Origin of the sequence: Corynebacterium sp. HMSC065D07 (assembly GCF_001810695.1) — a bacterium.
In the GTDB taxonomy this organism is placed as follows: Bacteria; Actinomycetota; Actinomycetes; order Mycobacteriales; family Mycobacteriaceae; genus Corynebacterium; species Corynebacterium hesseae.
The window spans coordinates 81,615-103,542 of sequence record NZ_KV802428.1 but is presented as its reverse complement, the minus strand read 5'-3'; the positions used below and the strand labels follow the sequence as shown (position 1 = coordinate 103,542).

Genomic DNA, 21,928 nt, shown 5'->3' with positions numbered 1-21,928 from the left:
GCCGATTAAAGGTAGGTGTAAATGTCTTCGAGCTTCAGGCCACGCTTATGGGCCATAACCTGGAGCCAATACAGCAGCTGTGACATCTCCTCAGCGAGCTCTTCATCAGACTGGTATTCCGCGGCGATCCACACTTCGCCAGCCTCTTCGATGATCTTCTTGCCCAGATGGTGGATGCCTTTGTCAAAAGACTCCACGGTGCCGGAGCCCTCAGGGCGTTCGGCGATCTTCTGGGACAGTTCCTCAAATAGGCTCTCAAAATTCTTCACGGTGGTTTATTCTTCCACACCGCTGCATAAAATTCTGCTAGTCGGCCGAAATTCTCAGTTACGCAAAGCCGGCTGACATGATGCGCAACTGAAATCGGTACGTCTAGTCGGCGCGCAACCGGCTAAACCACTCGTGAACATTGGCCGCCGTCGCCCCCTTCAGATGACGGTGAGCAGAGCCCCGGAGGTCAGTAATTTCGGTGGCTTGCTCGGGCACCGCGACGTGGTCTCCCTCCGGCAGTCCGATGACGGTGCACCCGGCGTCGACAGCCGCGCGCATACCTGCCGCAGAGTCTTCAAATACAAGGCAGTCCCGTGGATCGGCACCCACTCGACGCGCCGCCTCGATATACATATCGGGGGCAGGTTTGCCTTGGGGTACTTCGTCACCGCAAATCGTGTCGACGAAGTACTCGCGGCCTAAGGCCGCAATCGCGGAATCAGCCACATATCGTTCCGTGTTTGTGGTCACGATCATCGGCATTCCCAGGCCCTTGAGTTCGTCGAGCAGCTCGGGAATCCCCGGGAAAATCTCCAGGTGTTGGGCAAAAAGGGACCTGACGTAATCGAACATGAGCGCACGATAGCGTTCGTTATCTCCTGGCTGAAGCGTAACGCCTGCTTTGTGCGCACAGATGCTGAGTGTGTCTTCGAAGGTAGCGCCAACCGTGGCCAAGCGCTCCGTGGGTGTTAAGCGGCGCCCCAGTGTTTCAGAGAGATAAAAAGTGGCCTCTTCCCACAGGGGCTCGGAGTTGGTCAGTGTGCCGTCCATATCCCAAAAGATTGCTGCTGGACGGGTAGTGAAAGCGGAAGTTGCGTGGTCAGTCACTTAGAAGTCCAGCTCCGGAAGCTGCGCGAGTGCCTCATCGTCCGCACCGGTTGCCGCAGAGGCGGAGTGAATAAGCTCCGTGAGCTCTTCCTTCTCCTCCGGTTCCAGCACTGCATCTGCGTTTTCTTGGTTGAAGGCCGCGAGCTTGTCCACGGTGGGGCGTACCGCGGCGCTCAGGAGTGACCCTTCAGGGTCATCCGGCAGCTTATCCATATCGTCAAGGAAGGACTCCAAGATAGTGCGAAGGCGTGGGAGTACCGCGGCATCAAACGGGGCCTCCCAGAACTCCTTTTCTTCTTCCTTGAGGTAATCCCCGGTAGCGAAGGACTGTAGGTTGGACATGAACTCATCAACGGTGGGCTGGAATTCTGCACGAATCGTCATGAGCTAAATCATGCCTGAAGTTACCTAGAGGCGCACGCCCAGCAAGGAATTAACTGCGGTGCGCAGCAAATCGGATGCCTCTTCTGTTGCTTCCCCGGATTCTGGAGCCTTCTTCGCCCATTCATCGAGAACCGCAATGGCGCGCGGAGTATCGAGATCATCAGCCAACGCCAACCGCAGGTGCTGAATGACCTCCTTGACCTCCTCCACAGTGCCCGGATGGCTTAAAGCTTCGCGCCATCGCTGGAGTCGCTCCTGCGCAGTGCGCAAAACGTCATCTGACCAGTCGCGGTCGGCACGGTAGTGGCCGGCGAAGACACCCAGGCGTATCGCTGAGGGATCGACGCCCGCCTCCACGAGCTTGTGGACGAACACGAGGTTGCCCAAAGACTTGGACATCTTGGTTCCGTCCAAGCCGATCATGCCGGTGTGTACATAGGACTGCGCCATGCGCTCCACGCCGAGCGCTGCTTCTGCGTGCGCTGCGGAGAATTCGTGGTGCGGGAACTTCAGGTCCGAACCGCCGCCTTGAATATCGAAGCTGGAGCCAAGCCGGTTGGTTGCGATGGCGGAGCACTCAATGTGCCATCCAGGGCGGCCCGGCCCAAAAGGCGAATCCCAGGCCGGTTCGCCTTCACGGTGCGCGCGCCAAATCAGAGCGTCAAGAGGATCGCGCTTGCCGGGGCGATCAGGGTCGCCACCGCGCTCGGCAAAGAAGGTCTCCATTTGCTCGCGGGAGTAATTCGACTCGTAGCCGAAGTTCTTCGTGGCCTCGATGGATGCGTAGACGTCCGGATAGTCGGGGTCATCGACGACGTAGGCCGCACCTGCGTCGAGAAGCGCCTGCACCATCTCCGTAATCTCGTCGATGGCTTCCATCGCCCCAACGAAGTGCTGCGGAGGAAACACGGAGAGCAGCTCCATGTCTGAGCGGAAAAGGTTGATTTGGGAGGTCCCCAACTCGCGCCAATCCACGCCATCGCGCTCCGCGCGCTCGAAGAGCGGATCATCCACATCGGTGATGTTCTGGGCGTAATTCACCTTGTAGCCGTTATCCAGCAGCTGGCGGTAAATCAGATCAAAGGTCAGATAGGTCGCGGCGTGGCCCAGGTGGGTCGAATCATATGGGGTGATGCCACAGACGTACATGGTGGCAGTCTCCCCACTGATGTCGAGCTTCTTTACCGCTTCATCAGCGGAGTCATAGAGGTGAAGCGGCGACGGAGCGCCAGGGACGGAATCGATGTGCGGGACAGGCCAAGATTGCATGCCCACAATCCTAACGTGTGCTGCCTCCGACGCGGGCGCATGGCCGGGCACATGGCTATGTATCGCAGGGTGCTGCGGGGCTGCGCCTCCTCACCACCTACGCGGCGAGCACGCCAAGGCCCAGCAAGAGCATGACGATCAGGCCGACGGGGATGCGGTAAGCGGCGAACCACTCGAAGGAGTGGCTGCCCACGAACTTCAGCAGCCAGGCGATAGATGCATAGCCCACAACGAAGGCGATGAGCGTGCCAACGAGTAATTGGGCGCCGGTGGCGGATTGTCCCACGGTGGGACCGAAGGCGTCGCCAAGCGAAAACAGCCCCGAGGCCATCACCGCCGGAATAGCCAAAAGAAAGCTAAAGCGCGTGGCCACCTCACGGTCGAGGCCGAGGAAGAGGCCACCGGAGATGGTGCCGCCGGAGCGTGAGACGCCAGGGATGAGTGCTAGGCATTGGCATAGTCCCATAACGATGGCATCGCGCATCGTGAGCTCGTCGAAGCCGCGGGTTTTCTTACCCACGCGCTCTGCCAGGATGAACACAAAGGAAAACAGGACGAGCATGGAAGCAGTAATCCATAGGTTGCGCAGATTATCCCTTATCAGGTCTTTCCCCAGCACTCCCAGGATGCCAATCGGAATTGAGCCAACGATGACCATCCAACCCATTCGATATTCCTGACCGCGCTGGTCCTTGTGTACGAGGCCCACGCACCAGCCTTTCAGGATCTGCCAAATCATCCCGGCGAAGTAGACAATCACCGCTAGCTCGGTGCCCAGCTGGATGACAGCGGTGAAGGAAGCACCGGCATCCTGTCCCCAGAAAAGAGTGGAGACGATGCGCAAGTGCCCGGACGAGCTCACGGGCAGGAATTCGGTGAGGCCTTGGACAAGAGACAGGACGATGACCTGCAGCCATGTCATGGCTTCAGTTGTAGCTGTTGTAGTCACCCGCGATAGCCTACTCGGGAGTCCCATCGCTTCCTGTTTCCACCACGCTGGCTGCTAGGATGAGGGATCGTGAAAACGCGTCGAGTCCTGCTTTCTTTTGCCCTCCTTTCCAGCGCATGCGCGCTTGCCGCCTGTAATCCTACGGTCGGGGTTGGCGGGGACCCCGACTCGGCGGTCTATGGCAAGGCCGAGCCCGCGTCCTCCCCGGCATCCGAGAAGCCGGTGGGTAACGTCGTGCCATTCGATGCAGCGACAGACCTCGCAGCCGTCGGCGACATCCTCGCCGTGCGCACCGAGGACTCGCTCGCGGTAGGTTCAGCTGCGGACTTTGAAGGCAAAAAGTCCGCGCAGGTTACCGTGGGCGAGAAATGTGGTGACCTCACCGCTTCTGAGAAGCACTTCCTTCTAGCGTGCGGGGATAGCGTTATGCTCATTGATCCGCTCAAGCCGGATTCCCCGCAGGAATTGGCTGTGGAAGAGGAGCAACCGGTGACGGTGGCTGCGGAAGCCTCCAGTGGCGAAGTCTTCGTTGGCTCGAAGGACTCCACCACCATCGGCGTGTACCTAGACGGCGAACGCACTACCGGCATCACTGTGGAAGCAGGCTCGGATCAGCTCATCTCCGTGCCTAATCCGGATGGCGCCGACGGCATCGTCCGTGTCTTGAGGGAAGACTCCACGATTCAATCGCTGGACTGGGAGAAGGAGCGCGCAGGAGGACGCCTTCGCGTGGGCCAGGGTGTAGGTCAGATCGCAGGCGGCGAGGGCGCCGTGGTTGTGGCTTCGGATACCGTCGGCAAGCGCATCGCCATTTACACCGCCAGCGACGTCATCCGCTTGCACCAGTACGGCAATACCGATGGCACGCCGTGGGGTGTGGCTTGGGACGCCGGGCGCAAGCTAGCGTGGGCGACGACTACAGACAACAACCTCCTCCACGCCTACACCATCGCTGCGGGTGTCCCGGAGAACGTCGGCACCATGGATACGGTGGCGGATGCGCGCAATATTGCCGTGCTTGGCGACGGCACCCTCGTCGCCGCCTCCGCTTCTGGCGACGGGCTCCAATTCATTTCTGATCCACAGCTCTCGAAATCCCCGCGTTAGTATTTCAGTCCCCCCTTCAGCCTCAACTTTCCAAAGGACAATGCATGCAGTACTCCGCTCTTGACCGCGCCCGCCACGTGGCTTACCAAGCCGCCTTGAAGGGGATGTTTAAGCTCAGCCCGGAAAGAATTCACGGGATCATCAACGGCGGGTTGGCTGTGTTCCAATCGGCCGGCCCCTTCAACCGAGCTCTGGGCAAAGCTCTGCCAGTCAGCGATCCCGTCCTTGAACAAGACGTGTTTGGTGTGCACTTTCCGCGCCCGCTGGGTCTAGCAGCAGGCTTTGACAAGAACGCGGCGGCAGCCGACGTCTGGTCCCCCATCGGCTTTGGGTACGCGGAGCTGGGCACCATCACCCCGAAGCCGCAGCCGGGAAACCCGGCTCCCCGGTTGTTCCGGCTCAAAGCAGACAAGGCCATCCTCAACCGCATGGGCTTCAATAACGAAGGGGCGCTGGCGGCCGCACGAAACCTGCGGAAGCGCCGCTACAACGATGTCATCGGCATCAATATCGGAAAGAATAAGGTCACCGAGGCTGAGCACGCGGTCGATGACTACCGTCAGTGCGCATCAGTTCTCGGGGATTTGGCCGACTACGTTGTGGTCAACGTGTCCTCCCCTAATACCCCGGGACTGCGTGACTTGCAGGCAGTGGAATCGCTGCGCCCCATCATGGAAGCCGTGGTGGAATCGACGTCCTCGCCGGTCTTGGTCAAGATTGCCCCAGACCTCAGCGATGAGGACATTGATGCCGTGGCGGATATGGCCGTTGAAGTGGGGCTGGCGGGAATCGTGGCTACCAACACCACCATTTCTCGCGAGGGTTTGAAAACCCCCTCTGCTGAGGTTGCCGCCATGGGCGCAGGCGGCGTGTCGGGTCCCCCAGTGGCTGCGCGTTCCTTAGAGGTGCTCAAGCGCCTCCATGCCCGCGTAGGAGACGACCTGGTGCTTATTTCCGCGGGCGGAATCTCCACCCCGGAGCAAGCATGGGAGCGCATCACGGCAGGCGCTTCGCTGTTGCAGGGCTACACCGGCTTGATTTACGGCGGCCCGGATTGGATCCGTGACATCCACCGCGGCATTGCCCAGCAGATCCACGCTCACCGCCTCAGCAATATCTCGGAGGCCATTGGTTCTGGTCTTGAATGGATTGACTAGCCCGGCGAAGAGCTTTCGGGCCAGCCGCACGGGGCGCTTCAGCGTTTAGCGCAACGTGCGGCGGATGATAACCGCGCACAGCCCTGCCGCCACTGCGTAGAGGAAGACGACGTATTGGCCCATCGTTGTAAGGACCGTACTGGGCAGCGCGCGGCTGGCGATGATAAGCACTAGCGCGAGAATCAGCGCAATGATTTGTTCGCGGCTACCACGCTGATCGCGGCGTTGGGTACTGAATGCGCCGACGAGGAGGGCTGCACCAACGATGGCGAGGCGGCGCCACGTCCATTCGAAGGTCGCGCCCCATCCGTCGGTGAAAATGGACACGAGCCCGAATAGCGCCAACACGGCAGCCAACAACATGAAAGCGCCGCCCACGCGCAGGGCGGCGGGGATTTCTACTCCGTCGGATGTGGGAGGGATGTCCGGGTTCTTACTCATTGTGATGAGTGTAATTGGGCCGCTTAGTGGGCCTCGTACCAGCCCCAGGTAATCGCGCGCCCGAGGGTGTGGAAATAAAGGTTGAAGCCGAGGACCGTAGGTGTTGCCTCCGGGTCGATCTCGAGGCGTTCGACGTCGACAGCGTGAACGGCGAAGAGGTAGCGGTGCGGGGCGTGACCAGCAGGCGGCTGGGGGCCGTAATAGACGCGCTGGCCAGAGTCACCGCGCAAGCTGATAACGCCTTCGAGTCCGAGATCCTCAGCGGCCCCTGCACCTGTGGGGAGCTCGCGTACGTCGGCCGGGATGTTGAAGGCAGCCCAGTGCCAGAAGCCGGACCCCGTCGGCGCGTCAGGGTCAAAGCACGTGACGGCAAAGGACTTGGTCCCTTCGGGCACGTCCGACCAGGACAGCTGGGGCGAGACATTTTCAGGTGCGCGGAAACGCTCTGCGATCTCCGCTCCCTCCTCGATATCGGACGAGGTCATGGTAAAAGCTGGGACATCCCCCAACGGTGTATAGGGGTCTGGGCCGGGGAAACGGGAGTCGGTAGCGTAGTTCGCAGTGGAATGTGAAGTGTTGCTAGTCATAAATCCATTTCTACCGGAAAGCTATCTGCCGCGTTGCCGCTTACTACCCGACTGTCTCAGGAGGTGGCAGTGGATACGCAACTTTCATCGTTGTGTTTTCCTCGTTTAAGAACACAGTGAAAACCCGCTCTGAAGTGGCGATTTGTGAAGTTATGCCGGTTCGGGATACAGTATGCGAGTGCCCAGCCGAGAGGCTGAACAAACACCCTAGCCCGGGTGGCGGAATGGCAGACGCGCTAGCTTGAGGTGCTAGTGTCCTATTAACGGACGTGGGGGTTCAAGTCCCCCCTCGGGCACAGACCGAAGCCCCGTGCTTCACACCGTCAGAGATGATGATGTGAGGCGCGGGGCCTTCTTCATGCGTCTAGGGTCTATGCGTGCGATTCCGCAGTAGGTGCCGTCTCCTCTACTACCGTAGCCTTCTTCTTCGACGTGATGTAGCTATGCAGGCCCTTGATGACGATAGGCGCCACCGACAACGCGATGATAAGCAGCATAATCTTCTCAATCGAGTCAGCAATGCCCGGAATGTTTCCGAGAAAGACACCAACGAGATTCATGGAGAGCACCCAAGCGACTGCGCCGCTGACATTCCATCCAATGAATTTCTTGTACCGCATTCTCGCCGTGCCGGCGGCTACCGGAATGAAGGTCCGCACGATTGGGACGAATCGTCCGAGCACTAGTGCAAGCGGGCCGTGCTTGCGGAAGAAGTCCTCGGCGGTGTTGAGATACTCCAGTTTGAGAAGCCGTGCGTCCTTCTTAAACAGGCCACGGCCAAAACGGTGCCCAATCCAGTACCCCACCTGGTCACCAGCTATCGCGGCGATCATGCCTACAGCAATGAGTACCCACAGGGAGACCTGGAGCTCATGGCGCAGAATCGCGGCAGTTACGAGTAGTGAATCACCCGGAAGAAATGGGAAGAGCACACCGGACTCGATGAAGACGACAAGGGCTATACCACCGATGACCCAGGGCCCAAAGGCTTCGAGCAAGGTGGCTGCGTCCATATAAGACGTGAGGTTGTGGATAAAGTCCATAATGCTCTCCAAAGAAAAATGCAGGCGCCAGGGCGGGCGCCAAAAGTAGGTAGTGAATCAAGAATTCGCTCCGCAGCTAGGGCGTAGAGACAATAAAGGTGAAACTAGCTAAGACGGTCACAATAGAAGTGGACCTAGAGATGCTTGCGGATGCGCAGTGCTGTTCAGTATCCCGCGTGCAAGGCAATACTCATGCATCGAATCGCGGCTTAACAGTAAGTTGAGGTGCAGCTCTCAGCTGCTCCCCAGCCAGCCAAGCCGTCTCCTGCCTTCGTCTTTAGCCGTTCTCCCATGCTTTGGACTCAATGCGGGGTTTGGCGTCTTCGGCACTAGACTTCTATCTCTATGAACACAGGTTGGGTGCACAGCGTCGGGGACTTCTTCGCGTCTCTGGGCCGCGCTGCGTGGCAAAGCTGCAAGCGTTGGACGTGGAAACGTTGGACGGCAGTAGTCGCTGCCGGTGCGGCATTGATGCTACTCGCCGTGCTTGTCGACGTCCCCTCACTCGCCGCCCTCCGCACGTGGTCAGACCAACTCGGGCCGTGGTTTGTCGTTGCTTTTACGGGCGCCTACATCTTCTTCACCCAGTTCCCTATTCCCCGGACCGTGTGGACTTTGGCGGCAGGCCTTCTTTTCGGCCCGTGGCTTGGGCTTTCTGTTTCCCTTGTCGCGCTGACTATCTCCGCCACCATTTCTCTCCTTATCGTCCGCGGCTTACTTGGTGAGTGGATTCGCCCGCATCTCACGCACAAAGCGGTATATGCAATCAATGCCCGGCTTGAGCGCCGGGGTTGGCTAGCGGTGGCGTCATTGAGAATGGTCGCCGGAGTTCCGTTTTCCTTACTAAACTATGTTGCAGCGCTCACGCCGATTTCGGTGACTCACTTCGCCATCGCTACACTCATCGGTTCGATTCCCACCACCGCCATCGGGGTCTTCTTCGGGGATGCGCTCACCGGAGCGATGAGCCCCTACACGATCGCCGGCTTCCTTATCGCTGCGGCAGTGGGAATCGCTGGTCTCATCCTAGACACGCGGTTGCCGCTCGGCCCCGGAATGCGTGGCCCAGTCAAGCGCAAAGAGTAGACTGAGCGTTGTTTCTTGCTGGAAGGAGTCTCTCACTGTGCTAGCTGTCCATGCCCGCTACCGCGGACGCTCGGTACGCCGCGCCGATTTGGTCCAACGATCCGCCGCCGCGCTTTCCACCCTGGAGGGAATCGGCGAGTTTGAGGTCCTTGGTGTTGAGGATATTTGCGCTGTGGCCTATTCTTCTCCGGCGGTCTGTGATGTCGTTATGGCGCTTCTCGCGGACGGTGACTGGGCCATTGGCATTGGAATTATCCCTGGCGAAGGCGCAGGTGATGCCGAAACACGCGCAGTGGCAACCGCCGCGGTAAAGGGCTCGGCGCGGGCCGGACACGTCTACGCCAAAATTGATCGGCGCGGGCGCGCTGCGGAGGCGCAGGATATTGCAGCGGCATTCGCCCTACTCGGCTTTGTGCTGCACAAGCGCACAATGGAAGGCCGTGAGGCGACATCTCTTGTACGCGGCGGGTTGAATCAGAACGAAGCTGCGGAAGAGCTGGGCATTTCCAAACAAGCGATGTCCCAGCGCCTCCAAGCGGCGGGGTGGGCAGCAGAGACGGCCGGTTGCCAGCTCGCCATCAACCTCATTGACCGAGCGAATTCGAATTAGAGCAAATCTTCTTTGCTCAATTCCGGTGTTGTGACAAAGTCGACGAGCCGCTCGACGGCGCCGATGAGCGTGGAATCGAGATCCCGGAAAGAATTCACGGCGTTGTACACGCGGCTCCACCCTTCCTTGGGATCAGACCACCCCGCGCGCTTGCAGATGCCCGTCTTCCAGTCTTCCCCATAGGGAACCTCGGGCCAGGCGCGCAGCCCTAGGCGCTCAGGCTTTACAGCCGCCCAGATATCAATGAAGGGGTGACCGGTGACAAGCACGTGCTCGCCCACCGTTTGCGTCAACCGCGTTTCCTTTGATCCTTCGACTAGGTGATCCGCGAGGACGCCCACACGGCGTCCCGGACCGGGCTGAAACTCAGCCAGGCGTTCCTCAAGGTTATCGAGTCCTTCGAGGTATTCGACGACCACACCTTCCACCCGCAGATCGTGACCCCAGACCTTTTCAACGATGGCCGCGTCGTGAATGCCTTCAACCCAAATGCGCGAAGGTGCGGCAACTTTCGCCTCAAGATTTTCCACACGGCGCGACCCGGAGTTTGACTTCCGCGGCGCCTGCTTTTCGACGTATCGCGTTAACGTCACTGGCTGCCCCTCCAACAAGAACCCCCCTTTCACGAGTTTGAATACTCGCTCATTTCCATGTCGGTCCTCGAGGCGCACGACTGGGCCCCATACGGTTTTGTCGACGCCCAATACTGCCCCTACAAAGTCATCACCTCGAACCTCGACGACCATGCCTGGTTCAGCGGGTACCTCGGGGTACTCCGGCTTCTTGTTCCGCGCATGTCCTGCAAAAATATCGCCGCCATAGGGATCTCGGGAATTCAAGCTCATAGGGGTCTACCCTATCGTCTACACTGTCCAGCCATGGATATGCGCGCCGAAGTCTGGTCCCCTGTACAAAACGTTTCTGTTTGGCTTGGTGCATGGCTATGGGGGCACGAATCCACCGATGGCTTTCTTGATGCCCTCAGCGAGCTGGGTGGTGAGCAACAAGGGGTCGACGGAGAGCCGTTTGTTGATGTTATGTCACTTCTCCGGCGTGAAACGGCCTCCGTCATCGAGCGTGGAGAGCGCGAACCGCTGCTTCGGCTAGTTCTCTCCGGTCCTGGCGACGCGCCAGCACTTCCAGCCGGCACGGAATCGGCGCGAGCGGCGGCAGAAGATCCGGCAGGCGCAATCGTGGTGCGTACCAATAATCGGGATCGAAACCTGGTGTTGGTGCCCACCTATGCCGTGGGCGCGACACGGTGGACGGTGATTGAAGAGACTGCCCCGTTTCCCTCGCCCGCTTGGCTTAGCCCGGGCGAGGCCGATGAGCTCTTGAGTACCGCGACGAATGAGTCAGCAAACCTCATCGAGGCATTGGGCTATCGCAGCGATGCCCTCCCCAATCCCCGGCTAACAGTAGGCACACTAAGCGATTTCTACGACACCCCCGGATTACCCGCTGCAGTGCCGGGGCGAGCAGCGAAGCTCTTCGCCCGCGCCGACCGCGTGGCGGCCATCATCGAGACGGTGACTGACCGCATTCAAGATCACAGTCTCGATCCGCAGCTTCTGCGCCTGTGGCGCCATATCCGCGAAGCACGCATGGCCGGCGTGGCTTATGCGCTCACCGATTTCGCGCGTTAATGCGGCTTGCGCAGAGACCAGATGTCACAACAACCTTCAGCGCAGGGTGCGCCATTGACCGTACAGCCCTGAACGGTAACCTCACCGAGTGAAGCAGGTTCAGCGTCATGCTCTAGCTCCTCGATGAGGTCCACGATGAGCGAGGCAAAACGCGCAGATGGGCCGGCGGTGCGGGTGCGATAGACGCTGACGCCCATTTCCTCAGCGGCTTGCTGAAGTTCAGTATCGAGATCCCAGATGACCTCCATGTGATCGGAGATAAATCCAATTGGGCACACGACAACGCTGTCGACACCATCTTCCTCATGGATTCGCGTGGTGTGGTCGACAATGTCCGGTTCCAACCACGGGGTGGCTGGGTTTCCTGAACGGGATTGCCACACTAGGTCATAATTCTGGACCCCGGCAGCCTTGGCTACGAGCCGTGCAGCCTCCGCTACCTGGCGGGAATAGATATGCTTATCGCCTTCTGCTCCCCCAACAGCATCGTGTGCCGATGGCACTGAATGCGCAGTAAAAAGCATGCGGGTGCTAGCCAGCTTGTCTTCCGGCACCTCCGCATAAGCCTCGCGGACGGCTGCGGCCATCTCCTCGATGAACTTGGGGTGATCGAAGAATTGGCGCAGTTTGGTGAAGTTCATGTTGGGCAGTTGCTTGTCCTCGAGGTGCTTGCGCAATGCAACGATGTCCTCGTTGTACTGGCGGCAAGCACTGTAGCCACCCCAGGCGGAGGTGGCGAATACGGCGACGTTGCGCACACCATCGGCGGCCATCTGCTCGACGGCTTCTGTCCCAAACGGGTACCAGTTACGGTTACCGAAATAAACCGGAAGATTATGTCCGCGTTCCTTCAGCTCTGCGGAAACATTAGAAATAATCTCTCGATTTAGCGCATTAAGCGGACTAATGCCGCCTAGGCGGAAATAGTGTTCCCCGACGACTTCGAGCCGCTCGCGCGGGATGCCGCGCCCACGGGTAACGTTCTCCAAAAACGGGACGACCTCCTCGTTTCTTTCCGGGCCACCGAAGGAAAGAACGAGGAGGGCGTCAAATGAGGAGGGCACCGAATCGGTGCCGCGGGTGTTGCCCTGGGCAGTACGCAATGTGTCAGTCATGCAGCCCAGTTTAGCAACGGGCTGAACTAGATCAGTCGCACGGCATAGGGTGCCATGCCGGCTTGTCGTACTGGGGAGATGCTGACGTTTTGACCGGACTGCGGAGCTTCGACCATGGTGCCGTCACCAAGATAGATTGCCACGTGCTGATTTCCGCTCGGCCCGTAGAAGACTAGGTCGCCTCGCTGCATCTCGCTCGGGGAAATCTTGGTTCCCTTCTGATACTGGTAGCCGGTGTAATGCGGCAGGGAAATGCCGACGCCAGCAAAGGCATAGAGCACCAGCCCAGAACAATCAAAGCCGACCTTGTTGTAGTCGCCATAAGAGTCAGCGACGCCGCCGTCGCGAATGCCCTGCGTAGGACCGTTGGCATCGCCACCACCCCAGGCATAGGGAACTCCCACCTGAGACGTTGCGCGCTCGATGACGGTCTCAATCTTTGCTTCGCGGGAGGCATCGCCCAGTGAAGCGGATGCCTTCTTCGTCACGCTATCGGTGGTGTCAAGTTCCTCCAGGACACCGGAGACATCGGACTCAAGGGAATCCTCGCTATCAGTTGCGTTCGCTGCATCGCTATCGGACGTCTCCGTGGAATCCGTCACTTCCCCAGTGCTGTCTTGCCCACCCTGGAGGGCAAAGAGCTTGGAAGAGCCTTCCGCCAGAGCATTGATTTCCTCTTGGCTCAAGCTGTTATTGTGGTCCGGCTGAGATGCGGCCACCATCGAGGCCACCGTTCCCACCGCTTCAATGCCAAGTGCAACGGTTTCCGCATCGATTCCGTTCGGATCGAAAGAGCTGGAGCTCCCGCCCTGGGAGTTCTCGGCGTTCTCTTCAGAGGAGCTGGCCGTGCTTGTCGACGACAACTCTTGCACGTTCGGATCGGAAGCCACAGTGCTTGCGGCGCTAGAGAGCTCTTCCAAATCATCAGCATCGGCAGAAGCCGTCGACGGCTGCGATTGAAGCGTGGGGTTCTGTGCCTCAGAGGTGGAGGGGCCGGCCACGGTGGACGCTGTGGGCTCGGAGGTCGGCTCCGAGCTGGCCGGTGTCGAATGCCCCGCAGCGGACGGCGAGGATACCGTCGATGGGTCGTGGGCAGGAGTCGTGGCACTAGACTCGGAAGGACCCTGTACATCATTAGTCCCGGCCCGATCCTTGACCTTAGATCCAGCTGTTGGGCTTGACACATTTTCTCGGTCCAGGCCCTTGGCTTGATTTAGCGCCTTGTGAAGAGATGAGAGTTGAGAGAGTAGGTCCTCGCGTTCGGACGTAGATTCCTCAATCGAAGCCTCGGACGCGGAGAGTTGCTCGCGCGCGGCAGCCTCGGCATCGGCCGCCCGGTCCGCACGTTCCTCGGCCAGTTGTTGGGTCTTCCGCAGCTGGGATTCCTTGTTCGCCTTTTCCGTGCGCTGCTTCTCCAAGTCGCTAACGACGGCCTGCTGCTTCTCGGACTGCGAGCGAAGGTAGGACTGGCGCTCCAGCATGTCCGAACGCGCGTCTTTTCCTGCCGCATGGGAGACGGCATCGGAAGTATTGGCTCGGCGGTAGGCGGAACGGGAGACCTCATCCAGCTTGGCCTGGGCATCGGCGACATCCGCTTGTGCGTCGTCAAGCTGCTCGCGCGCCGTCGTTGTTCCTTGGCGCGCTTGGTTTGCCTTAGTGCGGGCGTCGTTGAGATCGACCAGCGCACGGTTGACGGTTTCGCGCTGCGCACCTATGGAGGCTTCCGCTTGTGCGATTCGCTCCTCAATCTGGGCGATTGCGCCCGCGAGATCTGCGATGGATGGGTTGTCGGAGGATAGCAGGGATTTGATGTTGATCTGCTCAGGTTCCGCAGCCACTGCAGGAGTGAGCGCGGAGACAGTAGACAAGGCGGCGGTGGTCGCTATGGCAGCGCACGCTGCCTTAAAGCGCCGAAAGCCGAAAGATGATGTGGTGGCCACGAGGGTTATCTCCTAGACACCTACCCGGAGATGTCACGCATGTTGCGTAGACGCGCTTGCCGGACATCGAGACCTGGAGGCGACGAGTTGGACGAGCAAAAGAAACAGCGGTGTGTACGTAGCTAGTCTCGCCTTCAAGCAGGATGAGGCGGCAATCGATTTCCTAATGGGAATAGTGGACTTAATAAGGCTTGCGCCCGGAATTGACCGGGATACGCGAACGCGGCTTGCCCCTGAAGAGCTCTTTGCTCTCTACGCCACTAAATGCCGAATTGACGGGGCGGCATTTTCTCTTATGGAGGCGGCAGGAAACCTGCGGGGCGTCTGGCGTGTGCACCAACATCACGTCGAACCGTGCGTCATAGCTAGCCACATTGCACTCTCATGGTGCTCGCTGGGCTCACGGAGAGCGGCGCCGAGTGTGGCTGCACGATCCGACGACGAAGGGACACACACCCATATTCAGGCTCGAGGTCCTGCGTCGGTTCCTCCTCGCTCGGCGCCGCGCTCGTGGAGGGCACTTCCGCGGTCCTTAGTGGCGCACGCGTAAGCACTCACAGCTGGCACCCAACCGGAAACCGATGGAACTCATGGCCATCACAGCCCTCGATGAGGGCGTGCGAATGAAGTGTATGAAGCCTCTTCCACTCGGGAGGTAGGTGTTTCAATATCTAAAAGGTTGAACACTGGTACCGACTGCGTCGAGAAAACTGCATTGCTACGCGCATCGCTAGCGCGGTGCGACGGTCATCCACCAGGCGGTGAACCCCAACGGTCCTCTTCGCTCGCGGCGTGCTTCCCCACATACCCGTGCGACAAATCAGTTGAGAGTCAAGGCTTGGTCCATGAACGTATGGAGCAATAGTCAACCCGTGAGTCGATACGTGAACCATACGTCACCGACACGCCATCTCGCACACTTTTCCCATCTTTCACATCAGCCACGGAAAACCACAAGGCGTTACAGGCGCACCTAACCTGCAATGACTTTGTTATCAATGTGTGACTGTGACGTTGCTCACTCTTCCCCGGAGTGCAAACCTCTCCCCCTTGACTATCGCTGTGGATTGCGGCCCTGGGCCTGCCGCAGAAGCTCCGATTGCTCCCAGTGGAACCTGTCTTCTGGGGTGCAGGGAACGCTCCATTTCGGGACTGGAGAGAACCGAAGTATTCGTCGACTTAAGGTGCCCGTGCGGCATCCGATGTGGTCGCTGCGTGGGCCATATTCCTAGGGCTCTTACGCCCTCTCAACCACTCCCCCGTTGCAAAAGTCAAGTCTTAGTGGTTGATATTCGCCACTTCCCTACCCCTGTGGTGGGTGTGGCGCATGTTTAGCGGAATTCACTCGGCGACCTCGATCGCTTAGTTTCTGGCCGTGTCAGCTTTCTGTGTAGCGGCTCGAAATCCCGCCCAGCCCGCAATTGCCGCTACGAAGAAAAACAACGTCAAGATTGCCAGCCATGGCGTTGAAAAATGATCTGCAGTTGCATAGAAATCATTCAGCAAAGTTACCTGATCGAGTCCAGTTGGCAGCGAATCCTCGGCTGCCTCAATGGATGCCCGAGCATAAGAATTACTGACTGCGGACACCCGCATTGGCGCTTGGAGAATCACGGTATCGAGTCCCGTTTGTTCTTGAAGGGTTGTCGCCAGGTCGCGCAGATCGGGAATTTTGTCGGGGAAGACATCTACCACTGCGATGCCATGGTTGGGCTGGAGGGAGTCTGCGATGTGGACCTGGAGGTCGGCGTCTTGCGCCAGCTCTGGGTTGGAGAACGCTACACCGTCGGCCGAGAGCTGATCTGCAATGTCGTCTACATCTACGCCCGCCGGGATCATCCGCCACTCCTTAATCTCTATGGCCGTTAATGCTTGGTGGCACAGTCTTCTGTCCAAACACGATTCGGAGGTTTGTCCCCCGGATTCCCGATCGAGCCTAAACCTCGGAGCGTGGGCGAGGCCGGTGACTCGCCGCTACCCCCGAAATGTAGGAAACAGAACGCCCGTACTGTTATGCTGGTGTCGACCGAGGGTTCTTGCATCTACAATAGATACGGAACATTCGCGTTCTGAGATCGCCGATACACTTGGCTCCATGTGGTTGCTAGGGCATATCGGCAAATTCGATGAACCTTCGACCAGTGTTCGATAACCCACAAGCGAAAAGCAAGGAATGGAGCTCCTTATGACTGAAAGCCTGAACTCCTTCGGCGCCAAGAAGACTCTTGAGGTCAACGGTAAGTCCTATGACTACTTTGACATCAATGCAGTCGAGGGCCTGGAGAAGCTTCCTTACTCCCTCAAGGTCCTGGCTGAGAACCAGTTGCGCTACGAGGACGGGAAGAACGTAACCAAGGATCACATCAACGCTTTGGCCAACTGGGATCCGTCCGCTGAGCCGGATACCGAGATCCAGTTCACCCCGGCCCGCGTTCTTATGCAGGACTTCACCGGCGTCCCCTGCGTGGTGGACCTGGCAACCATGCGTGAGGCTATCGCCACCCTCGGTGGCAAGCCGGACCAGGTGAACCCGCTCAACCCGGCCGAGATGGTTATTGACCACTCCGTCATCGTAGAGGCTTTCGGCTCCACCGAGGCTCTGGAGAAGAACGTTGAGATCGAGTACGAGCGCAACCAGGAGCGCTACCAGTTCCTGCGCTGGGGTGCCGAGAACTTCTCCAACTTCCGCGTTGTTCCTCCGGGAACCGGTATTGTCCACCAGGTCAACATTGAGTACCTTTCCCGCGTGGTCTTCGACAACGATGGTGTTGCCTACCCGGATACCTGTATTGGTACCGACTCCCACACCACCATGGAAAACGGCCTGGGCATCCTGGGCTGGGGCGTTGGCGGCATCGAGGCCGAGGCTGCAATGCTGGGTCAGCCGGTGTCCATGCTGATCCCGCGCGTCGTGGGCTTCAAGCTCACCGGCGAGATTCCGACCGGCGTGACCGCTACCGACGTGGTGCTGACCATCACCGAGATGCTGCGCCAGCACGGTGTGGTTCAGAAGTTTGTTGAGTTCTACGGCAACGGTGTGAAGTCCGTGCCGCTGGCTAACCGCGCCACCATCGGTAACATGTCCCCCGAGTTCGGTTCCACCGCTGCGATCTTCCCGATCGACGAGGAGACCATCAAGTACCTCGAGCTCACCGGCCGTCCGCAGGAGCAGATCGATCGCGTCGAGGCTTACGCCAAGGCTCAGGGCATGTGGCTCGAGCAGGACGCTCCGGAGGCACAGTACTCCGAGTACCTCGAACTGGATCTGTCCACTGTTAAGCCGTCCATCGCCGGCCCGAAGCGCCCGCAGGACCGCATTCTCCTCTCTGAGGCAAAGGAGCAGTTCCGTAAGGATCTGCCGACTTACGCTTCCGGCGAGGTTGTTGCAGACGAGTCCACCATCGAGGCAAAGCGCATGACCTCCGAGGGTGGCGACGAGAATGCTCTCGTCGACGTTACCGGTGGCCTGAACAAGTCTCGTGCAGGCGAAGGCGAGTCCGCAGCCAAGGGCGGCTCCGGCCGCCAGTCCAACCCGGTTACCGTCACCTCCCCGAACGGTGGCGAGTACACCCTGGACCACGGCATGGTTGCTATCGCTTCCATTACCTCCTGCACCAACACCTCTAACCCGTCCGTCATGGTTGGTGCTGGCCTCATCGCACGTAAGGCTGCTGAAAAGGGCCTGAAGTCCAAGCCGTGGGTCAAGACCATTTGTGCCCCGGGTTCCCAGGTTGTTGACGGCTACTTCCAGCGCGCAGACCTCTGGAAGGATCTGGAGGCGCTTGGCTTCTACCTCTCCGGCTTCGGCTGCACCACCTGTATCGGTAACTCCGGCCCGCTGCCGGAGGAAATCTCCAACGCCATCAACGAGCATGATCTGGCTGCTACTGCGGTGCTGTCCGGCAACCGTAACTTTGAGGGCCGCATCTCCCCGGACGTCAAGATGAACTACTTGGCCTCCCCCATCATGGTCATTGCATACGCTATTGCTGGCACCATGGACTTCGATTTCGAGGCTCAGGCGCTGGGTCAGGATCAGGACGGCAACGATGTCTTCCTCAAGGACATCTGGCCTTCCCCGAAGGAGATCGAGGACACCATCCAGCAGGCCATCTCCCGCGAGCTCTACGAGGCTGACTACGCCGACGTGTTCAAGGGTGACGACGCATGGCGCAACCTGGACGTTCCGGAGGGCGAGACCTTCAAGTGGAACGAGGATTCCACCTACATCCGCAAGGCACCGTACTTCGACGGCATGCCGACTGAGCCGGAGCCCGTTCAGGACATCAAGGGCGCTCGCGTCCTTGCTAAGCTCGGTGACTCCGTGACCACCGACCACATCTCCCCGGCTTCCTCCATTAAGCCGGGCACCCCGGCCGCTCAGTACCTGGATGCCAACGGTGTCGATCGTCAGGACTACAACTCCCTGGGTTCCCGTCGCGGTAACCACGAGGTCATGATGCGCGGTACCTTCGCCAACATCCGCCTCCAGAACCAGCTGGTCGACGTCGCCGGTGGCTACACCCGTGACTTCACCCAGGAGGGCGCACCGCAGGCCTTCATCTTCGATGCCTGCGAGAACTACAAGGCAGCCGACATTCCGCTGGTTGTCCTTGCTGGTAAGGAGTACGGCACTGGTTCCTCCCGTGACTGGGCTGCTAAGGGCACCAACCTGCTTGGCGTGAAGGCTGTCATCACTGAGTCCTTCGAGCGTATTCACCGCTCGAACCTCATTGGCATGGGCGTCATCCCGCTGCAGTTCCCGGAGGGCGAGTCCCACGAGTCCCTGGGCTTGGATGGCACCGAGACCTTCGACATCGACGGCATCGCAGCCCTCAACGAGGGCGGCATTCCGAAGACGGTCCACGTGACCGCCACCAAGGAGTCCGGCGAGACCGTTGAGTTCGATGCCAAGGTTCGCATCGACACACCTGGTGAGGCCGACTACTACCGCCACGGCGGCATTCTGCAGTTCGTTCTGCGCCAGATGGTCAAGGCCTAAAACAGCCTTGCCCATTATGTAGGCACCCCGACTCTGGGGCGACCTACATAGTTAGGCACCAAGGCCAGCTAGCAACATGGAGTGCTGGCTGGCCTTTCTGCTTCTGCCCCTCCCCCTCTATTTCCACCACCCGTTTACCCGCCGCCGTGCTTAAAGGAGCTAGTTTTCAGCCATGCCGATTATGAGCGACTCTGAACTGAACCGCCGCCGCCACGACATTCTGGTTGGCGCACGTAAATGCTTCGCTGAGCACGGCTACGACGGTGCGACGGTGCGAAGGCTGGAGGAAGCCACAGGTAAGTCGCGTGGGGCAATCTTCCACCATTTCGGTGATAAGGAGTCCCTCTTTCTTGCCTTGGCCCGAGAAGACGCCGCCCGTGAGGCCGAAGTTGTTGCGAACAACGGTCTCGTCGAAGTCATGAGTGAGATGCTGCGTCATCCGGAGCGCCATGACTGGCTTGCCACCCGGCTTGCTGTGACCTCGATGCTGCGCACCGATCCGTCTTTCGCCGCGCGCTGGCATGAGGAACAGCAAATTCTTGATAAGGCGGTCCGCGCCCGCTTGGAGTCCAACGCCGAGAAGGGGCGCATGCGAGACGACGTCTCCATCGATACCCTCGTGACCTATCTGGAAACCTTCATGGACGGCTTCATCAACCGCTTGGCTCTCGGGGACACAAAGAATCTAGAGCAGGTGTTGTCCTTAGTAGAGCAATCGATTCGTGGTCCACACGCCGATCACTAAGCGCTCAACACTCGGTGCCGGAGTGTGGTGGACGCTACACTGTGGCGCATGGACCATACTCCCCTAAAGCTTCCGCGGACGCAGTGTGGAATTAGTCTGAACGCCACACCCAGGCTTGTTCCGAAAGAACGGCGTGCCCACGATGCTCAGCCGAACCCGCGAGTGGACAATTCAGGTCTTCGTGAGGTCATCGAGGAGGCTGGGCCCCAGCCTGGGCGCATTAAGCTCAGCGACCTGTCGGTCTGGCTCATCATAGGTCTAGTTGGTCTATTTATGTGCAAGATGTCGATCTCTTTCTTCGCTGGTGATTTTGGTCCTCCGCGATTCAGCTTCTCTGACATCGGCATATTTTCGCTAATCCCTATCATTTTTTGTTTCCTCAGCGCGACCTTTGTCGCTGTGAGCCTGTGGCACATCTTTCAGGCAATCGGTCAAGCTCGGCGTCTGCGCACCGCGTGGCGCAATGGATGGGTGGAATACCGTCCCGCTCTCATTGGTGAGTTGGTTTACCTTCGCAGCAAAACCGAAGGTCCGGAAGACCGTGAACGGACCTATTTCTATTACTCGGCGCCCCTTCTCCTCCTTCAGCCAGACGGCACACTGGCGAAGGCCATGTCCGGAGAGTTCCGCGCAAACAACCCGAACTGGTTGAGGTCACGTGGCGCTGCACTGGCGGAGGGCTCCCGGATCGCTACCGTGGATACTGCGAACAACAATGGATGGACTGTGGCTGCTTACCGCACCGACGGAACGAGCTCAGAGGCGGAACTCTCCCTTGGCCTCACTGGCCGGCAGGTTGACGCCGTTCTGAATTTCGCTGAACAGCGCTGGGTGCGCTAAGCCGCTTCGAGGTTAGTTGGCCCGTCGTCCAACACGGGTCCTACTCCCCATTGGGTGTTGAAGCGACGAGAAAGGCGGCTCTAACCCCTTTACACTGTGATCCATGATCCAATCGCCTATCCAACTTCCCCGGTCACCGCTGAAATTCGATGCAGCCAGCGCCGGCTCCCTCGCGCCTAAAGAATTGAAGGAGCACGATCAGCAGCCCAACCCCAACGTGGATCGTAGCGGTATACGCGAAGCTATAGATAGTGTCGGGCGACCGATCGGCCAAGCGAATCTCGGCACGATCATCGTTGGATTCATCCTCATCTCCATGGGTGTCATGGCAATGTTTTTCACTATCACCCATGCAGTATTGCTCTTTGTCCTCTTCCCAGGCGCAGAGGGAACCGTCGGCGGGATACCGATAGCCAGCATTGTCATCGGGCTTGCCGCGCTGGTCTTTATCTTTATCGGGGTGATGCTTGTGCGGGGCCGCTGGGGCGCATCGACGAGGCTGCGCACCGCGTGGACGAATGGATGGATTGAGTACCGCCCCGCGTTGATCGGCGAGCTGACCTATAGGCGCCGCGTTGATTACGACGACAGTACCGACTTTTACTACACCGCCCCGGTTCTCATCCTGCAGCCAGACGGATCATTGACGAAAAGCATGACCGAGGAATTCATTGCTCCAAACCCGAACTGGCTGAAGCTGCGTGGCCGGCTGCTTGCCGACGGGCCCCTCGTCGCCACCGTGGACTTCAACCACAACAACGGATGGGGCGTGGTGGGTTACCGGGCAGATGCAGATAAACCGCAGCCAGAACTGCAGAATGGTCTGCGCAAAAAGAACATTGAAGCAGCACTGTCTTTTGCAGAGCGGAACTGGGTAAGAAGTTAGTGATAAGAATGTCTGACCACGCT

Annotated in this window: 21 protein-coding genes and 1 tRNA gene; 10 read left to right on the top strand and 12 right to left on the bottom strand. The window is 59.2% G+C overall.

The annotated features are described in order from the left end of the window. Positions 1-5: 5 nt before the first annotated feature. The 5 genes from HMPREF2760_RS02730 to HMPREF2760_RS02710 all read right to left on the bottom strand — a co-directional run bounded on the left by HMPREF2760_RS02730 (position 6) and on the right by HMPREF2760_RS02710 (position 3,700). Positions 6-269, bottom strand: a complete 264-nt coding sequence (locus tag HMPREF2760_RS02730) for a phosphoribosyl-ATP diphosphatase (RefSeq protein ID WP_070520541.1) — start codon at positions 267-269, stop codon at positions 6-8. Positions 270-372: 103 nt separating this feature from the next. Continuing rightward, entirely contained in the window at positions 373-1,098 is a 726-nt protein-coding gene (locus HMPREF2760_RS02725; RefSeq protein WP_070520544.1) for an HAD family hydrolase, read from the bottom strand. Then, entirely contained in the window at positions 1,099-1,482 is a 384-nt protein-coding gene (locus HMPREF2760_RS02720; RefSeq protein WP_070520547.1) for a hypothetical protein, read from the bottom strand. Between the two features lie 24 nt (positions 1,483-1,506). Then, the gene (gene mshC, locus HMPREF2760_RS02715) at positions 1,507-2,751 is read right to left on the bottom strand and encodes a cysteine--1-D-myo-inosityl 2-amino-2-deoxy-alpha-D-glucopyranoside ligase (RefSeq protein WP_070520550.1); all 1,245 of its coding nucleotides are present in this window, start codon (positions 2,749-2,751) and stop codon (positions 1,507-1,509) included. Between the two features lie 97 nt (positions 2,752-2,848). Beyond that, positions 2,849-3,700, bottom strand: coding sequence for an undecaprenyl-diphosphate phosphatase (locus tag HMPREF2760_RS02710; protein WP_198530948.1), 852 nt, complete (start codon positions 3,698-3,700; stop codon positions 2,849-2,851). A gap of 69 nt (positions 3,701-3,769) precedes the next feature. On the opposite strand from HMPREF2760_RS02710, the gene HMPREF2760_RS02705 reads away from it, so the two are divergent. Both HMPREF2760_RS02705 and HMPREF2760_RS02700 read left to right on the top strand, forming a co-directional pair. Then, entirely contained in the window at positions 3,770-4,807 is a 1,038-nt protein-coding gene (locus HMPREF2760_RS02705; RefSeq protein ID WP_070520557.1) for an NHL repeat-containing protein, read from the top strand. A 44-nt stretch (positions 4,808-4,851) separates the two neighbouring features. Further along, entirely contained in the window at positions 4,852-5,964 is a 1,113-nt protein-coding gene (locus tag HMPREF2760_RS02700) for a quinone-dependent dihydroorotate dehydrogenase (RefSeq protein ID WP_070520560.1), read from the top strand. Between the two features lie 45 nt (positions 5,965-6,009). Here HMPREF2760_RS02700 and HMPREF2760_RS02695 read toward each other — a convergent pair whose 3' ends face one another. Both HMPREF2760_RS02695 and HMPREF2760_RS02690 read right to left on the bottom strand, forming a co-directional pair. Then, entirely contained in the window at positions 6,010-6,405 is a 396-nt protein-coding gene (locus HMPREF2760_RS02695; RefSeq protein WP_070520563.1) for a hypothetical protein, read from the bottom strand. A gap of 23 nt (positions 6,406-6,428) precedes the next feature. After that, entirely contained in the window at positions 6,429-6,992 is a 564-nt protein-coding gene (locus tag HMPREF2760_RS02690) for a YbhB/YbcL family Raf kinase inhibitor-like protein (protein ID WP_070520566.1), read from the bottom strand. A 210-nt stretch (positions 6,993-7,202) separates the two neighbouring features. On the opposite strand from HMPREF2760_RS02690, the gene HMPREF2760_RS02685 reads away from it, so the two are divergent. Then, positions 7,203-7,288: transfer RNA gene (locus HMPREF2760_RS02685), tRNA-Leu, on the top strand. A 75-nt stretch (positions 7,289-7,363) separates the two neighbouring features. Here HMPREF2760_RS02685 and HMPREF2760_RS02680 read toward each other — a convergent pair. After that, complete coding sequence (locus HMPREF2760_RS02680; RefSeq protein WP_185964743.1) at positions 7,364-8,035, bottom strand: DedA family protein; 672 nt, start codon at positions 8,033-8,035, stop codon at positions 7,364-7,366. Positions 8,036-8,380: 345 nt separating this feature from the next. On the opposite strand from HMPREF2760_RS02680, the gene HMPREF2760_RS02675 reads away from it, so the two are divergent. Together HMPREF2760_RS02675 and HMPREF2760_RS02670 are read left to right on the top strand one after the other, a co-directional pair. Beyond that, the gene (locus HMPREF2760_RS02675; RefSeq protein ID WP_070520569.1) at positions 8,381-9,121 is read left to right on the top strand and encodes a TVP38/TMEM64 family protein; all 741 of its coding nucleotides are present in this window, start codon (positions 8,381-8,383) and stop codon (positions 9,119-9,121) included. 37 nt (positions 9,122-9,158) lie between these two features. Then, positions 9,159-9,731, top strand: coding sequence for a MarR family transcriptional regulator (locus HMPREF2760_RS02670; protein ID WP_070520572.1), 573 nt, complete (start codon positions 9,159-9,161; stop codon positions 9,729-9,731). Here the strand turns inward: HMPREF2760_RS02670 and HMPREF2760_RS02665 are convergent. Then, on the bottom strand, positions 9,728-10,576 hold the full coding sequence (locus tag HMPREF2760_RS02665; protein WP_070564527.1) for a DUF3097 domain-containing protein: 849 nt from the start codon (positions 10,574-10,576) through the stop codon (positions 9,728-9,730). The two genes, HMPREF2760_RS02670 and HMPREF2760_RS02665, sit on opposite strands and share 4 nt — an antisense overlap. Positions 10,577-10,609: 33 nt before the next feature. On the opposite strand from HMPREF2760_RS02665, the gene HMPREF2760_RS02660 reads away from it, so the two are divergent. Beyond that, positions 10,610-11,377 (top strand): hypothetical protein, encoded by a 768-nt coding sequence (locus HMPREF2760_RS02660; protein WP_070596581.1) that lies wholly within the window; start codon positions 10,610-10,612, stop codon positions 11,375-11,377. Here the strand turns inward: HMPREF2760_RS02660 and HMPREF2760_RS02655 are convergent. The 3 genes from HMPREF2760_RS02655 to HMPREF2760_RS02645 all read right to left on the bottom strand — a co-directional run bounded on the left by HMPREF2760_RS02655 (position 11,374) and on the right by HMPREF2760_RS02645 (position 16,271). Next, the gene (locus HMPREF2760_RS02655) at positions 11,374-12,492 is read right to left on the bottom strand and encodes a ferrochelatase (RefSeq protein ID WP_070520579.1); all 1,119 of its coding nucleotides are present in this window, start codon (positions 12,490-12,492) and stop codon (positions 11,374-11,376) included. The two genes, HMPREF2760_RS02660 and HMPREF2760_RS02655, sit on opposite strands and share 4 nt — an antisense overlap. Positions 12,493-12,518: 26 nt before the next feature. Next, positions 12,519-14,432 (bottom strand): DIP1281 family NlpC/P60 protein, encoded by a 1,914-nt coding sequence (locus tag HMPREF2760_RS02650; RefSeq protein ID WP_070520581.1) that lies wholly within the window; start codon positions 14,430-14,432, stop codon positions 12,519-12,521. 1,362 nt (positions 14,433-15,794) lie between these two features. Then, complete coding sequence (locus HMPREF2760_RS02645; protein WP_070520584.1) at positions 15,795-16,271, bottom strand: Rv1476 family membrane protein; 477 nt, start codon at positions 16,269-16,271, stop codon at positions 15,795-15,797. A gap of 346 nt (positions 16,272-16,617) precedes the next feature. On the opposite strand from HMPREF2760_RS02645, the gene can reads away from it, so the two are divergent. The 4 genes from can to HMPREF2760_RS02625 all read left to right on the top strand — a co-directional run bounded on the left by can (position 16,618) and on the right by HMPREF2760_RS02625 (position 21,905). Beyond that, positions 16,618-19,434: an aconitate hydratase gene (can, locus tag HMPREF2760_RS02640; protein WP_209167892.1), complete on the top strand. Its 2,817-nt coding sequence runs from the start codon at positions 16,618-16,620 to the stop codon at positions 19,432-19,434. A gap of 172 nt (positions 19,435-19,606) precedes the next feature. Continuing rightward, complete coding sequence (locus HMPREF2760_RS02635) at positions 19,607-20,179, top strand: TetR/AcrR family transcriptional regulator (RefSeq protein ID WP_070596580.1); 573 nt, start codon at positions 19,607-19,609, stop codon at positions 20,177-20,179. 399 nt (positions 20,180-20,578) lie between these two features. Continuing rightward, complete coding sequence (locus tag HMPREF2760_RS13035; protein WP_232755554.1) at positions 20,579-21,019, top strand: hypothetical protein; 441 nt, start codon at positions 20,579-20,581, stop codon at positions 21,017-21,019. Between the two features lie 103 nt (positions 21,020-21,122). Next, positions 21,123-21,905 carry a hypothetical protein gene (locus HMPREF2760_RS02625; protein WP_070596578.1) on the top strand — a complete coding sequence of 261 codons (783 nt, stop codon included), beginning with the start codon at positions 21,123-21,125 and terminating at the stop codon, positions 21,903-21,905. The last annotated feature ends 23 nt before the right edge of the window (positions 21,906-21,928 follow it).